At 58.5% G+C, this 14333-nt stretch carries 12 protein-coding genes; 6 read left to right on the top strand and 6 right to left on the bottom strand.

Going from position 1 to position 14333, the window contains the following annotated elements; translation table 11 throughout:
- Positions 1–32: 32 nt before the first annotated feature.
- Together HU727_RS04680 and zapE are read right to left on the bottom strand one after the other, a co-directional pair.
- Positions 33–614, bottom strand: coding sequence for a DinB family protein (locus HU727_RS04680; RefSeq protein ID WP_186528499.1), 582 nt, complete (start codon positions 612–614; stop codon positions 33–35).
- A 17-nt stretch (positions 615–631) separates the two neighbouring features.
- On the bottom strand, positions 632–1750 hold the full coding sequence (gene zapE, locus HU727_RS04675; protein WP_186528498.1) for a cell division protein ZapE: 1119 nt from the start codon (positions 1748–1750) through the stop codon (positions 632–634).
- Positions 1751–1943: 193 nt separating this feature from the next.
- Here zapE and HU727_RS04670 point away from each other — a divergent pair, with 193 nt between their 5' ends.
- The gene (locus tag HU727_RS04670; protein ID WP_186528497.1) at positions 1944–3410 is read left to right on the top strand and encodes a nucleobase:cation symporter-2 family protein; all 1467 of its coding nucleotides are present in this window, start codon (positions 1944–1946) and stop codon (positions 3408–3410) included.
- A 65-nt stretch (positions 3411–3475) separates the two neighbouring features.
- Positions 3476–3949 carry an LEA/WHy family protein gene (locus HU727_RS04665; RefSeq protein WP_186528496.1) on the top strand — a complete coding sequence of 158 codons (474 nt, stop codon included), beginning with the start codon at positions 3476–3478 and terminating at the stop codon, positions 3947–3949.
- A 52-nt stretch (positions 3950–4001) separates the two neighbouring features.
- Here the strand turns inward: HU727_RS04665 and HU727_RS04660 are convergent, their stop codons facing one another.
- Positions 4002–4925 (bottom strand): carbon-nitrogen hydrolase family protein, encoded by a 924-nt coding sequence (locus tag HU727_RS04660; RefSeq protein ID WP_186528495.1) that lies wholly within the window; start codon positions 4923–4925, stop codon positions 4002–4004.
- Between the two features lie 84 nt (positions 4926–5009).
- Between HU727_RS04660 and HU727_RS04655 the strand changes: the two genes are divergently transcribed.
- Complete coding sequence (locus HU727_RS04655) at positions 5010–5924, top strand: LysR family transcriptional regulator (RefSeq protein ID WP_186528494.1); 915 nt, start codon at positions 5010–5012, stop codon at positions 5922–5924.
- A 6-nt stretch (positions 5925–5930) separates the two neighbouring features.
- On the opposite strand, the gene HU727_RS04650 is transcribed toward HU727_RS04655, so the two are convergent.
- Complete coding sequence (locus HU727_RS04650) at positions 5931–6185, bottom strand: hypothetical protein (protein WP_007917411.1); 255 nt, start codon at positions 6183–6185, stop codon at positions 5931–5933.
- Between the two features lie 154 nt (positions 6186–6339).
- On the opposite strand from HU727_RS04650, the gene HU727_RS04645 reads away from it, so the two are divergent.
- Positions 6340–6657, top strand: coding sequence for an ElaB/YgaM/YqjD family protein (locus HU727_RS04645; protein ID WP_186528493.1), 318 nt, complete (start codon positions 6340–6342; stop codon positions 6655–6657).
- A 70-nt stretch (positions 6658–6727) separates the two neighbouring features.
- Here HU727_RS04645 and HU727_RS04640 read toward each other — a convergent pair whose 3' ends face one another.
- On the bottom strand, positions 6728–7756 hold the full coding sequence (locus HU727_RS04640; protein WP_186528492.1) for an Ldh family oxidoreductase: 1029 nt from the start codon (positions 7754–7756) through the stop codon (positions 6728–6730).
- Positions 7757–7986: 230 nt separating this feature from the next.
- Between HU727_RS04640 and HU727_RS04635 the strand changes: the two genes are divergently transcribed.
- Positions 7987–12831 (top strand): dermonecrotic toxin domain-containing protein, encoded by a 4845-nt coding sequence (locus HU727_RS04635; protein WP_186528491.1) that lies wholly within the window; start codon positions 7987–7989, stop codon positions 12829–12831.
- Positions 12832–12901: 70 nt separating this feature from the next.
- On the opposite strand, the gene HU727_RS04630 is transcribed toward HU727_RS04635, so the two are convergent.
- Complete coding sequence (locus HU727_RS04630) at positions 12902–13171, bottom strand: PepSY domain-containing protein (protein ID WP_186528490.1); 270 nt, start codon at positions 13169–13171, stop codon at positions 12902–12904.
- Positions 13172–13323: 152 nt separating this feature from the next.
- Between HU727_RS04630 and HU727_RS04625 the strand changes: the two genes are divergently transcribed.
- On the top strand, positions 13324–14325 hold the full coding sequence (locus HU727_RS04625) for a FecR family protein (protein ID WP_186528489.1): 1002 nt from the start codon (positions 13324–13326) through the stop codon (positions 14323–14325).
- Positions 14326–14333 lie beyond the last annotated feature (8 nt).

The raw sequence follows: 14333 nt of genomic DNA, 5'->3' as shown, positions 1-14333 counted from the left end.
GATATGTGCAACGAGGCTGCGATCTTTTGCGGTTAATGGCCCCAGATAAGCTCTTCGGTCCAGCCCAGTTCGGCAAAATCTTTCGCGCGCAATGCGCTTTCCCCAGCACAGAAAAACTCGTCCAGTTGCGGTGGTTCGACCGCCGTGCCGCTGAGCATCCCGTGCACCTGGCCACGGTGATGGATCTGGTGCTCGAACAAATGTGAAAGCATTCGCAGGCGGCTGTCATGTTGTGGCGTTTCGCGGGCGATGGTGACGATCCTCGTCAGATCGGCATCGCGCAGCTGTTCGCAATAGGCAATCAAACGACGATCGACTCGAGCCTGTTCTTCACGCAGCGCGGCGGCGTCCGTAAACGGCTCGTCTTCACTGAAGAACACGTAGCAATCGGGGTGCGGCTCGTCACCGCGCAACTCGCGTTCCAGCGCGTCGACGTAGAACCAGTCGCAGGTCAGGATGTGGTTCAGGGTCAGACGAATGCTTGGGAAGAAGCCCACACGTGGCGCGGCGAGCTCAGTCTCGTCGAGTCGAGTCCAGGCCTTGGCCAGTCGATGATTGGCCCAAGCATTCTGGTAAGCCATGGTCAGCAGATGATGGGACAGCGGTTGGCTCATGTCGGCGCCCTCTTCTTTCACACTTCGGCAAAACGCTGCAATTGCATTTCCTGCAAGCGACTGAGGGTGCGACGGAACGGGAATTCCAGATAACCCTCGGTGTACAACGCTTCCATTGGCACGCGTGCCTCGACGTACAGCGGCACCTTGCGGTCGTAGCACTCGTCAACCAGCGCGATAAAGCGGCGGACGCCGTCGTCGTGCACTGACAACTGCGGCAGTTCACGGTCGCCCGCCACCACGCGCTCGGCGCCGTCTTCGGTGCCTCGTGCTATCCGCCCTTCGCGTTTCTGCGCGCTGAGATTTGGCACTTCGCTCAACAGAATAGCCCGGTAGCGATCGCACAGCGCGATGAAGTCCATGGCCGCGAAAGGCTGCTCGCACAGATCGCTGTAACGGCACCACAGCACGGTGTCACTGGCGTGCAACACGTTAAGCATTCGGTGGCCCACGGCGATGGGTTCTTTGCTCGCTGTCTCTCCTGAAGCGAGGGTGTTGAACACATCGCTCAACGCGCTCTTCGAATCGGCGTCGTTGACGAAATAGCGCTGTTCGATAGCGCCCGGGTGCAACCGGTGATCTTCGGCGCCATTCACTGCCACTACGTGCATGTGCGCCTTGATGGCGGCGATCGCCGGGGTGAAACGGTCGCGGTTGAAGCCATCGGCGTATAGATCATCCGGCGGCAGGTTGGAGGTGCAGACCACTACGACGCCTTCGTCGAACATCACCTGGAACAGTCGGCCAAGGATGATCGCGTCGCCAATATCGTTAACGAACAGTTCGTCAAAACACAGCACGCGTACTTCGGCGGCCAACTCTTTAGCCAGTGTCCTCAGGGGATCGGCGATACCGGTCAGCTGAAACGAACGCTGATGCACCCAGCCCATGAAATGATGAAAATGCTGGCGCCGCGCCGGCACGCGCAGGCTTTGGTAGAACTGATCCATCAGCCATGTCTTGCCGCGACCGACCGGCCCCCACAAGTACACGCCACTGACCGAACGGGTGCCGGCGTGCAAGGCTTCGTGGCATTTGTGCAACGTCCAGACCGCATGTTCCTGGGCTTCATCCTGGATGAAGCCCTTGTGTTCAACGGCGTATTGCCAGGCACTGAGGGGGGATTCGAAAGTCATGTGCGGCAGTATGCCATGGCGACTCAAGGGAAGTAGCGAGCCAGTGATCGTTCCCACAGGGAACCAATCAAGCGCTGAAGCCAGCAAAACCTGACCTTTCAGGCAGTTATTGCTCGTTGCCCTCGCCGTCCGCATACGGCATTCTGCGCACCCATTTTCTGACCCGGCCCCGCTTTGCGGCACTCACCTCATCATGACCGTTTCTGAAAAAGCTTCGCGCAACAACGACCTGATCTACGGCCTCAACGACCGTCCGCACCTGACCGCCACCGTGTTCGCCGCGCTGCAGCACGTCCTGGCGAGTTTCGTTGGCATCATCACCCCGACCCTGATCATGGGCGGCGCCCTCGGCCTGCACAGCGAAATTCCTTACCTGATCAGCATGGCACTGTTCGTCTCGGGCCTCGGCACCTTCGTGCAGGCCAAGCGGTTTGGCCCTGTGGGTTCAGGGTTGCTGTGTCTGCAAGGCACCAGTTTTTCGTTTATCAGCGTAATCCTCAGCGCCGGGTTCATGGTCAAGGCACGTGGCGGCGGTACTGACGAAATCCTTTCGACGATTTTCGGGGTGTGCTTTTTCGCCGCGTTCATCGAAGTGGTGCTCAGCCAGTTCATCGGCAAGTTGCGCATGCTGATCACCCCGGTGGTCACTGGCACGATCATCACGCTGATGGGCCTGTCGCTGATCAAAGTGGCCATGACCGATATCGCTGGCGGCTTCGGCGCGGCAGACCTCGGCGCCGGCAGTCATGTGTTTCTGGCAGCGTTGGTGATCGGCACGATCGTTGTGCTGAACCGCGTTGACGTGCCGTTTCTGCGCCTGGGCGCAATCGTCATCGGCCTGACCCTCGGCTACGTGGTGGCGTGGCTGATGGGCACGGTGGACTTCGCCTCAATGCCCGATGTGCCACTGGTCAGCGTGCCGGTGCCGTTCAAGTACGGATTCAACTTCGACTGGGTCGCGTTCGTGCCGGTGGCAGTGATTTTCCTGGTTTCGCCGCTGGAAGCGGCCGGTGACCTGACTGCCAATTCGATGATCTCGCGGCAACCGGTCAAAGGCCCGCTGTACATTCGCCGGATCAAATCCGGCTTGCTTGCCGATGGCCTCAATTCGGCCATGGCGGCAGTGTTCAACAGCATGCCAATGGTGACCTTCGCGCAGAACAACGGTGTGATCCAGCTTACCGGTGTGGCCAGCCGCTACGTGGCGTTTTTCATCGCCGGCCTGCTGGTGTTGCTGGGCCTGTTCCCAATGATTGGCGCAGTACTGCAACTGATGCCGAAACCGGTGCTCGGCGGCGCTGAACTGGTGATGTTCGGCACCGTCGCCGTGGCCGGTATCAAGATTCTTGCCGAAGCCGGCCTGCATCGACGCAACATGCTGATCGTGGCGATTTCGCTGGGCATGGGCCTTGGCATCGCGGCCGTACCGGAAGTCTTGCGTGAACTCCCGCAAGCGCTGCGCAACATCTTCGAATCGCCAATCACGGTCGGTGCGTTGTGCGCTATCGTGCTGAACATCTTTCTACCGGAAGAGTTCATCGAGCTGGAAGAAGACGATTTCGACCCGGAAGCCTCGATTCTGCAGGTCATGGAAAACCCCGATATGTCCGCCAAGGGTGAACCTGCCTCGCCGACGGATGTCGCACGCATGAACCGCTGAAGTCAGGTCCTGGCAAAAAGGGCTGCGCCGGCAACGGTTCAGCCCTTTTTTGTCGAGAGATTTTTATGCGCCGCATTCAAGCCGTCGTCCTGTCGCTCCTGCTGCTGTCGCTCAGTGCCTGCGCGCTGTTTCCCAACCGCGACCCGGTGAACATCAACGTGGTTGGCCTCGAACCGCTGCCCAGCCAGGAACTGGAAGTACGCTTCGCCATCAAGCTGCGTGTGCAGAACCCGAATGAGACCGCGATCGAGTACAACGGTATCGCCCTCGACCTGGAGGTCAATGGTCATTCTCTCGCTTCCGGCGTCAGCGACCAGAGCGGCTCGATTCCACGTTTTTCAGAAACCATCGTCACGGTCCCGGTCAGCGTTTCGGCTTTCTCGGTGCTGCGCCAGACGCTGGGCCTGAGCCAGACGCAAAGCCTCGACAACCTGCCCTACGTATTGCGCGGCAAACTGGCCGGCGGATTGTTCGGCACGATGCGTTTTACCGACAGCGGCAAGCTGAGTTTGCCCAAGGCCAGTGCGGCGACCTGGTAGTCAGCCGCTATCCGGGAAAAACACAAAACCATTGTAGGAGTGAGCCCGGAGGTCAGGTGTTGAACCGCACACCCGGCTTGGCGCGCTCATCGACAGACAACTCAAACACATCCGGCCGCGCATAGTGGCCGACCACGTCGTAGTCATACCGTGCGCGAATCAGTTCTTCGGTGTCGATTTCAGCCGTTAGCAACCCCGCCTCCCCCCGCAACGGCCCGGCCAGCACATCGCCCATAGGCCCGACGAACACGCTGCCGCCAGCAATCAGCGGCCGATCGTCCGGCCAGTTGGCGACCTCCACGCCCAACTGATTCGGCGAGGCCTGCACCTGACAGGCGCTGACCACGAAGCAGCGTCCTTCATGGGCAATGTGGCGCATGCTGACTTGCCACATCTCGCGCTCATCCACGGTCGGCGCGCACCAGACTTCGACGCCTTTGGCATACATCGCCGTGCGCAGCAGCGGCATCATGTTTTCCCAGCACACCACCGCGCCAAGCTTGCCGACCTGGGTATCGAACACCGGCAGTGTCGAGCCGTCACCCTTGCCCCAGATCAACCGCTCGGTGCCGGTGGGCATGAGTTTGCGGTGCTTGCCGGTCAGGCCCGCCTGAGGATCGAAGTACAGCACCGTGCAATACAAAGTGCTGCCGGCGCGTTCGATCACGCCGATGACCAAGTTAGCCCCGGTGCGGGCGGACAGTCCGACCAGCGCTTCGGTTTCGGCGCCGGGGACATCGATAGCGTCGGCGAAATAACGCGCGTAGGCGTCGCGTCCCTCGGGTAGCCGATAACCCAACTGGGTGCCGAACCCCTCGCCTTTTGGGTAGCCACCGAGCAGAGCTTCCGGCATCACCACCAGTGCCGCGCCGGATTCGATGATCGCGTTCTCCCAGCCCAGGATCTGATCGAGGGTTTCGCCTTTTCCGCCGGGCAAGGCGCCGATCTGCAGTGCAGCAACAATGGACTTAGGCATCACGTTCACTCCATCAGGTTCAGGTGTTGCTGATTCTCCAGCGTCACGCGATCATGAATAAAGCCCGGACCAGTGCTGAATGATATGAGCCAAATGAATATCGCCAACATCGACCTCAATCTGCTGAAAGTCTTTGAAGCGCTGCACGAGGAATCCAGCGCCAGCCGCGCTGCCCTGCGCCTTGGCGTGACGCAGTCAGCGGTCAGTGCCGCGTTGCGCCGCTTGCGCGAGGTGTATGGCGATCAGTTGTTCGTGCGCACCGGGCGCGGATTGGCCCCGACCCTTCAGGCCAATCAGCTGAAGCCCGTGATCAGCGATGCGCTGAATAAATGCAGACAGAGTCTGGCCATGCTCGATCCCGCGGCGCTTCAATACGACGGACGCTCGGTAACGGTCGGTCTCTCGGATGATTTTGAGATTGCCTATGGCCGCCGATTGATCGAGGAAATCGCCCGCCATGCGCCGAAACTGCGGCTGATTTTCCGCCAGACCCATAGCCAGATCGTCGCTCGCGCATTGATGGAGCGCAGCATCGACCTGGCGATCACGGCCGGTGGATTTGCCGAACGCTTGCTCAGCCGTCAGGTGTTGGGCGACGGCGGATACGCCTGTCTGGTTGATCCGGCCAGCCTTGCGCCCGGCCAGCGAGTGATCGAACTGGAAGAGTTTGTCGCCCGCGAACATATTCTGGTGTCGTCGGGCGGCTTTATCGGCATAACCGACGAGGGTTTGGCGGCCGTAGGGTTGAGCCGCCGGGTGTGCGCTTCGACCACCCACTTTGCCGCGCTGCCGTTCTTGCTCAAGGGCAGTCAGGCCGTGGCGACCATCCCGACCCACGCCGCCGAAAGCATCGCGGCGCTGAGCGGGCTGGCGATGATGCCCTGCCCTCTGGCCCTGCCGCGCTATCCGGTGGAACTGGGCTGGCGCACCAGCACCCACGTCGACCCGGTGGTGATCAAGGTTCGCGAGGCGATTGCCGCAACGTTCAGCCAAGCCTGAAGTTGTTTATTTATTCGCGGCCATCAGGCGATTGACTTCGCTGCGTACCATGTTGGCGAACTCCGGTGGGGACATGCCGTCCAGTTCGGCCCGAACCCACTCGGCCCATTTGCCTTTGCGCTTGCCGCGTTCGCCGAACAAACGCGCGGCTTCGCCTTTGGCTTTGCCCAGATTGTTCTGCCAGAGTTCGAACAGACGGGATTTCTCGTCTTCCAGCGCAGCGCGCTCTGCAAGGGATTTGTCGGCCAGATTGAAACTCATGGGGAATTATCCTGCTGCGTAAAATGGCGACATCTTACACGCTCGACGGAAATCTCCGTTGCAGGTTTTTCCTTTGCCAGCGAATGTCATGCAACTTTTCACTGGCCGCTACACTCCATTAGTCACTGTCCATTCACCTGCAAGGAATCACTCAATGGCCCGCAAATCCGCCTCGACACACACTGAAGAGCAAATCAAGGATCAAGCCTTCAGCGACCTTCAGGCGCTGATCGAAGAATCGGACAAGCTGCTCAAGAGCAGCGCTTCTCTGGTCGGCGAAGAAGCCGAAACGCTGCGCGCACAAATCGCCCTGAAACTGCAGCAAGCGCTGGATTCAGTGTCCAGCGTGCGCGACCGCACCAAACCCGCTGTTGAAGCCACCGAAAACTACATCGGTGGCCATCCTTGGCAAACCGTAGCGATCTCCGCCGGTTTCGGTCTGGTGGTTGGGTTGCTGCTCGGCCGTCGCTGAGTCAGACAGATAGAAAAAGGCGAACCTCAGGGTTCGCCTTTTTTATACCCGGCCGGTGAACAATCCCCGCTCACTCGCCGGCCAATTCACGCAATTGCGCCAACGTCTGTTCATCCAGCGCAATGCCCTGAGCCAACGATCGGGCGCGCTGCAAATGACGTCGATCACCCGGCAAGCGTTTGAGCCCCACCCCGTGCATTTGGCGCACCAGCTCTTCACTGCGCTGGGCAAAACTCTGCCCCGCCGCCTTGTCCGGATCAATGACAATCAGCAACTGGCCCGTCCAGGGCGTCTTCGCGCCGGGATGGTTGGACCAATCGAACTCAAACGAGAAATTCCCGCCAGTCAGTGCCGCCGCCAGCAACTCGACCATCATCGACAACGCCGAACCCTTGTGGCCGCCAAATGGCAGCAAGGCGCCGCCCTCAAGAATCGCCTTGGGATCCTGGGTCGGCTGACCGAGGCTGTCGACGCCCATCCCGGGCGGCAATTTCTCACCTTTGCGCGCAGCAATTTGCACGTCGCCGTGGGCGATGGCACTGGTGGCCAGGTCGAAAACAATCGGCGCGGCACCCGCGCGTGGCGCAGCGAAGGCAATCGGATTAGTGCCGAACAGGGGCCGATCAGCGCCGTGTGGGACCACGCAGGTCATGCTGTTGACCACGCTCAACGCCACCAGCCCCTCGTCGGCGAACGGCTCGACGTCCGGCCACAACGCGGCAAAGTGATGGGAGTTGCGAATCGCCAGAACGGCGATCCCGGCGTGGCGCGCTTTCTCCACCAGCAAAGGTCGTGCGGCAGCCAATGCCGGCTGGGCAAACCCGTTCCCGGCATCCACACGGACGAAGCCTGCAGCGACATCTTCGACCTGTGGCACGGCCTGGCCATTGACCCAGCCGCTGTTCAAGGTCGAGACATAGCCGGGAATACGGAACACTCCATGGCTGTGGGCACCGTCGCGCTCGGCGCCGGCGCAGTTGGCCGCCAATGCCCGGGCTACCTCGCTGGAAGTGCCGTGGCGCAAAAAAATCGTTTCAAGCAACTGCGTGAGTGCTTCAAGGGATAACGAGGACAAGCCATGATCGTGTGGCGCAGACATCTGAAGCTCCAGAATGATTATTGGAGGGAACAACAGCGTACGGTCGGATTGCCTCCCGATTAACCCCGCCAGAGCTGCTGCCTGTCAACCCTTCGATTGATCGGCAACGCCTGCCTTTGGCAAGCGCACATCTAAAGCTGGTACGTGCGGTAACGGTCTACCGCAAGTGCGGCGAACTGCGGGCCTATTGTTGAGTCCCGCCCGATGGCGCCTCATTAAGAGCTTCGATGATGTCCAGTTCGACCGCACCGCTTCTGTTTCCCGACATTTTCAACGCCTCCGGTCTCCATGCCGACCTGGCTAAAACTCACAGTCTCAACAGCAAAGACTTCGACTGGCTCGCTAACGCGCAACTGGCGACCCACGCCCTGCGCAGCGTTCAAACCCCGCCTATGCGGGCCGAACGCATTCTGCTCAACGCCGATTGGCAATTGGCCGTACCTCTGGCCGGCTGCTTCATTCTCGGCGCCGGACCGGATGACAACGGCATGTTTTTGTACACCCCTTACGACGGTCTGAAAAAATACAGCGACGAGAAAGCGCTGACGGACGCTTTGCAAAAACGCCTCGATGACGCAAACGAGCAGGATGATTTGTTGGCGTTTCTCAGCGTCTCACGGCGTAAGGAGCTGGTGGAAAAGCGCGGCATTACCGTCACCCGCGAAACGATCGAAGGCGATGTATTCGAGGATCAACAGGCCGCGATCACCGAGTCCCAGCAAGCATGCGCACGCGACTTGGTGGACGAGCTCAAACGCCTTCCCTCGCTCGCCGCCTTGCTGGAAAAGATCCTTGATGAACTGCTGAAGCCTCACTTTGACGAACTGCTGCAATCAGACACCAGGGTCAATTTTTATGCCGATCTCTCATCGCAAACCGAAGCGACCAGGCAGTGGCTCGATTCACTGCCGCTGAGTGAAGCGCTGCTGCTGCACTTTCGCCGTCAGGGGTGGCCTCACGGCCGGACCGTTGAGTTTTCTCATCCGGCCCGTTCGGCCCGGGAAGGTGATCAAACAGCGTGGGCGAATGCAATCAAGACCGCGTCGGGCAAATTGACCATGCTGTTGTTCCGACAGCTTGAGGTCTACTGGAACGCTGCCTCATTTGAAGGCTCGCCCAGACGTACATTCTTCAGCCAGACGCTACTGGATCAGACGCGCGCGGATTTCATGATCAAGCGAGAAACGGAAATCCTCACCGCCGGCGAGTTCGACGCCGTGCACAGTTTGATTCGCGAACCGAGTGTAGGGGTTCGGCGGCCAACGTTTGAAACCGTGTGTTTGAGTGAAGAGACAAGTTTTGTCGAGTTGGCCGGCTCGCTGATGATCAACCATGAAAAGGCTTACCTCTACACCCCCAGCCAGGGATTGCAGACACTTAAAAACTATACCGACCTCAAGCAAACGTTGACCGCCAAACTCGGCGCCGCTGGACATGAAGACGAACTGTACGGGCTGATGAATCTGGATGAACGCAACCGCTATCTGGGTTTCGCCAACGCACAGGTGTCCGGGCTAAACATCGGCGGTGAAATCATGGCGACGCTGTTCGAGGCCATCCTCACCAAACAGCGGCAGAACATTGAATTTGTTTTGCAGCGCTTGCGCCAGAACGAGCGCACCACAGACGTTCATGCACGCTTCGATATCGCGCTGGATATTCGCTCAATGATTCATGAGCGGTTGCTCAAGCTTGACGTCAATGAACGCTGGAGTACCCGGCCGCTGTTTACCAGTGCTCCGCCATCGTCCCTCGTGCAGGCTGACAAGGCTGCGGAACAGGCGAGGAGCCTGGAGCGAACCCTGGAATATCTCACCGGCACTTTCACCGATCAGCCGACCACGAGCAGCGATGAGCAGCGCGGTTTCCTTGAAAGCATACGCTGGAATCTGTCGCGGGCTTTCGAAAAAGGCATACGCGCTGAAGCGTATCTGAGGAATCTGAGCGGTGCCTTGCTGGATTCTGAACGGCAAATTGTCGACAACGTGTTCGACGCCACGCACACGACCCGGAGTGATCGCCAGTCACTCAACGGTTTTCGCCCGGACGCGTGGTCGCTCACCCTCGCCCGTACGGGCGTAAACGAGGCACTGGCGCTTGCGCATTGTCTGCTACTGACTGAGCGGGGGGGCATGGATGCCGCCCATTCCGGACGCGCCATCCTGTGGACGCCGGCTCTTGGCCTGGAAGTTTTCGAGGACATCACCATTGCGCGAAAGCAGTTGCAACGACGGCTGGACGACAACAACCAGAGTCATACGCTGCTGGATAATCTACAAACGCCGCAACATCAACTGGACCAGCAATACACACTGGGCAGCTTTAAATTAATTGAAGACAGCGTCTCGCTCGATCGTATGCAATCAGCCATTGAGCACTTCATCGCTGAGTGTGACGTGCTGCGCAGTCGCGTCAAAAAGGAGCGCACGCTTAAAAAATTTCTTGATCAAGTGAAAACAAAGGTGATCGATACAAACCTGGTACGTGCCATCCATCTCGCACGAACCCTCTCCCGTCAATTGGACTTTCCCGACTGGTTGCGCATGGCGCCGGTGGCGGAACAACGTACGCACCTCGCATTACTGGATGAGGTGCGCCGCGCCTTTATTGACGGCAAGGACTTTCTCGATGACGTCCCAACCTTGGCCGGTCATGTCGAGGAGAAGCTCCAGGCATTACTCGATAGCCGATTCCCCGACAATGGCCTCAAACCACAGGACATCCGGATTACACCGAACCTGACATTGGCCGGACCGGCCTGCGATCTGTTGGAGTTTGCCTTGCATCATTACAACATCGTCCAGGACACGGGCTTTAAAGTGGCCACCAAAACCACCACGGCGTTACCAGAAAATCTCAATCAGTCCGCCGTGCAGCAACTCCTGCAGTCGCTCGACATCACCACGACGTACACAGACAAAGTGACCAAAGCGCTGTCAGCTAAAAGCGTGTCTGCCCGAACCAGCAAGAAACGTTTTTTACGTCAATTGCCGTGGCAATTGATGCAGCACGCCCATTCCATGAAGTTGCAACAACAGCTCTCGGAAACCGGTTACGACTACGTATGCCAAGTGTTAGACATGCCGGACGGAGTAGCGCGAGACATGGTCGAGGGAGCTCATGCCATTATCAGCCCTCTGTCATTGGTAAAGACCGCAGGCGCTAGTTTCGTCGACACACTTGGGCTATATGTCATCGGGCCGGGCGCGGGGCAAACAGGCCCGCGGGTGCTCTATGCGCCTTACTCCAAGTTTGTTTTTCGCGAGTTCGAAAATGAAGAGCAATTGATCGATGCCGTGAATACCCCCAGCCAATTCCAGGATCTGATCATTCGACGCCTGCCGGACGAGCAGCAGGCCGTGTTCAAGAACTTGTTGAAAACAACCATTGGTACAAACACTGAAATCAAACTTCAGAGCACACCGATTAATGGCAGCGCACTCGAACGGTTGCACAAGGACACCCTGAGCCTTATGCCGAAGCTGCTCAGTAGCCAGCCACAGATCAATGCCCAGTCGGACTGGGAAACGGCGAAGGTTCTCTTCAGTCACGGCGTTCGCCTGGTATCCAATTTGCTGCCCGGTAAACTCGCTTCCTTGGGTTTCCTCTGGAAAAGCTATGAGGACTTCAAGGAGTCGGCCGAAGATCTTCAGGGTCATCACTGGGCAAAGGGCGTGAAAAGCTTCATCGAGGGGGCTATCTCGCTGTTCAGTCTCGGCCGTTTGTCCTGGGAAGAGGAGGCTGAATCGGCAACGGTCGATCTTGCCCCCCAGGCAAAGGCGTCTGCCGGTACTGACACAACAGCCGAAGTCGCCGCTCGGTGGGCAAAAGCGCCACCCGTTTCTGCCGCTCGCGTTGATCTTCAGCGGTTTGAAACCAGCGAGGCGCTAGAGAATCTCAAGCTTGAAAGCAATAAGCTGGTTTATGGAGATTCATCGGCGACACACAAATATGCGGCGATTGCCGGAAAGGTCTATCAGGTAATCCAGTCTGAAAAAGTCTGGTATTTGCGCGCCACGGATGGCGGCCAAGGCCCGGCTCTTGAACCGAAAAGATCGAGGCTGGTCATTGCGCGCGGCGGCCAGCCCGTTCAATTCTGTCGATCGAAGCGGCGCGACCTCACGCAAACCGAGGTCGAAGAAAGCCGTATGATAGAAATGCTTATTCAGGCCAGAGGGATGGCGCAAATCAATCGCCGCTACCCCGCGAGGGCCTTTGTCATTCAGCAAGCTGTGGTTCGGGCGAGACGCTACGCGCTGAACTGTCTGCATAACCTGGCATTACATCGCGACCGCTTGGGCGGCAGTCGCATAGAAACCGTCCTCAAGGATTTTTTCGACGTGACGCAAGTCACGCAGGCGCTGCTTGAAAAGATCAACAAAGTGGTGATCCCCCTCTGCCACGAACTGGCAGACCCCAAAGATGACTTACTCAACACCGAACGTTTTTTCGCGGGTTTGAATTCGCGCTCCTACGACAATACGATTGCGTTCGTTTTCAAACAGGACAGGAAAAAGATCGTCCACCTCACCGAGAATTTCTTTAATCCAAGGCTGGATGCCTATACTGCCTACCTGCCTCCCCGGTTCAATGTCGATTCTCACGCTCGTGCTGTGACCTTGATCCACGAACTTTCGCATTTAGTATGCGACAGCGAAGATTTAGCGGAGGTAGACGCGATTTGTCCGTATCCAGACATGATCAAAACTGCTACTGCAAAGGGGCGGTTGCTTAAGAATGACCTTGATCTCAGGCGCAAGTCTCTGTCGGTTTCTACCGAGCTTTCGCGCCTGTTCGCAGTGCAAACGAGCAACAAGGCCTGGATCGATGTGGACCAGGTGCCTGCGCGCGCTGATGATTACAGGAAAATCCTCAGCCTCACCAAAAGCAAGAACCTTGCAGAAGCCCGCGATGCCTTTCGCAGTACTGTCTCGGATGAGGCGCGCACTGCCGTGATATTGGCAAACGCTGACTCGATCGCGTTGCTGATCAGCGAACTCGGCAGAGCGCTGGACCCGCTTCCCGCGGCCGTACCGCTACACGCGCCACCGTCCAGCCAGTCGGGCGCTCTGTGACCTGGGCCGCGACAGCCGAAAAAAAACGCTGGCTTTACGCCAGCGCTTTTTTTAACACATCAAGGAATGTTCAATCCTTCTGATCTCGCAGCACATTGCCCGAGGCGCCGTCGATGCGGAACTCATAGACAGTGCCATCCGCCTTGCGCCCTTCGCCTTCCCAGTAACCGTCATTGTCGGCGCCAATCTCATAGACCTCGACATAGCCGGCCTTGGTCTTGGCGACTTCGATGGCTTTTTCGATGGTGATCCAGCCTGCGCCTGGCTTGTCCGCCAGAGCGGCGCCCGCGCTGAGCAAGCCGGCCGTGGCAATCAGGGCTGCGAAAGTCTGTTTGATCATTTTTTCACTCCATTTATGGATAGTAGGCATTTGCTTCCTGTTTTTTGGGCGCCACAGGAAAAAATAAGTTCCACGTTGATGGGCAAATGCCATGACTGATGTTCTCGGCGAGCTGCCGTCAAGGTTAGAATGGGCGAAATCAGGATGAGTCAATGACCCAAGACACTCTCTCGGAAGCCGAATACGACGTGATCACCGATGCCGCCGCGCACTGGTGCATGCGTCTGCACGCCGCTGACTGCACGGACGAGGAGCGTCGCGCATTCCGGGCATGGCACGATGCGCATCCCCTGCACGCTTTGGAATACGAAGCTATGCAGGAAATCTGGGAAGTAGCCGGGGATTTGCCTCGAACCGAGCCCGAAGCCTTGGCCGCACAGCGCAAACCTTCGCGTCCGTGGGGCAAGTTTGCGGCGATCGCTGCAGCCTGCGCCCTCGCCTTGCCTTTGGCCGCTTACAGCGGCTGGAGCCTGGGCTGGTTGCCCAACAGTTATCAGCATTACGCCGCCACTGACAGTGTGCGGCAGGTCACCTTGAGCGACGGCAGCCAGCTCGAACTCAACCTCAATACCGACCTGACCTTCAGTAACTTCAAGCATGAGCGTCGCGTTACCCTGAACAAGGGAGAGGCGTTCTTCACAATCAGCCACGACACGTCACACCCCTTCGTGGTTCGCGCCGGCGAAGGCAGGATTCGGGTGACTGGCACCCGTTTCAATGTCTGGTTGTATGAAGACCAAGTGCGGCTCAACCTGGTCGAGGGTTCGGTGCTGGTCAGCAGCAATCGCGATTTACCGGGTGAAGGCTTGCGTCTCGGGCCCTCGATGCAGGCGCGTTACCGGCACGGCGATTACCTGCCGCAAATCAGTCAAACCTACCCCGGCGATAGTTCGCTGGCTTGGCGCAGCGGCAAACTGGTGCTCGACAACCTCGCGCTTCACGAAGCCCTGCCGCTGATCAATCGCTACCTGAGCAACCCCTTGATGCTGGCCGACACCAGCACCGGTGCGATACGCGTGGGCGGTATCTATAACATCAAGGAACTGAACAATTTCGCCGGCAGCCTGCCGAAAGTGTTGCCGGTCTACCTGACCCGCAACAAAGAAGGCAACCCGGTGATCAACTCGATGCCGCAACGCCCGCCGAAAAGCTGAAGGCCGCG

It is taken from the genome of Pseudomonas khorasanensis, from assembly GCF_014268505.2.
GTDB lineage: Bacteria > Pseudomonadota > Gammaproteobacteria > Pseudomonadales > Pseudomonadaceae > Aquipseudomonas > Aquipseudomonas khorasanensis.
This window is presented reverse-complemented; position numbering and strand designations above follow the sequence as displayed.

Bases quoted from the DNA above. Each gene is read 5' to 3' on its own strand.
- HU727_RS04670 (WP_186528497.1), top strand. From the start codon at position 1,944: ATGACCGTTTCTGAAAAAGCTTCGCGCAACAACGACCTGATCTACGGC.
- HU727_RS04630 (WP_186528490.1), bottom strand. From the start codon at position 13,171: ATGATCAAACAGACTTTCGCAGCCCTGATTGCCACGGCCGGCTTGCTC.
- HU727_RS04640 (WP_186528492.1), bottom strand. From the start codon at position 7,756: ATGTCTGCGCCACACGATCATGGCTTGTCCTCGTTATCCCTTGAAGCA.
- HU727_RS04625 (WP_186528489.1), top strand. From the start codon at position 13,324: ATGACCCAAGACACTCTCTCGGAAGCCGAATACGACGTGATCACCGAT.
- HU727_RS04680 (WP_186528499.1), bottom strand. From the start codon at position 614: ATGAGCCAACCGCTGTCCCATCATCTGCTGACCATGGCTTACCAGAAT.
- HU727_RS04650 (WP_007917411.1), bottom strand. From the start codon at position 6,185: ATGAGTTTCAATCTGGCCGACAAATCCCTTGCAGAGCGCGCTGCGCTG.
- HU727_RS04660 (WP_186528495.1), bottom strand. From the start codon at position 4,925: ATGCCTAAGTCCATTGTTGCTGCACTGCAGATCGGCGCCTTGCCCGGC.
- HU727_RS04665 (WP_186528496.1), top strand. From the start codon at position 3,476: ATGCGCCGCATTCAAGCCGTCGTCCTGTCGCTCCTGCTGCTGTCGCTC.
- zapE (WP_186528498.1), bottom strand. From the start codon at position 1,750: ATGACTTTCGAATCCCCCCTCAGTGCCTGGCAATACGCCGTTGAACAC.
- HU727_RS04635 (WP_186528491.1), top strand. From the start codon at position 7,987: ATGTCCAGTTCGACCGCACCGCTTCTGTTTCCCGACATTTTCAACGCC.
- HU727_RS04655 (WP_186528494.1), top strand. From the start codon at position 5,010: ATGAGCCAAATGAATATCGCCAACATCGACCTCAATCTGCTGAAAGTC.
- HU727_RS04645 (WP_186528493.1), top strand. From the start codon at position 6,340: ATGGCCCGCAAATCCGCCTCGACACACACTGAAGAGCAAATCAAGGAT.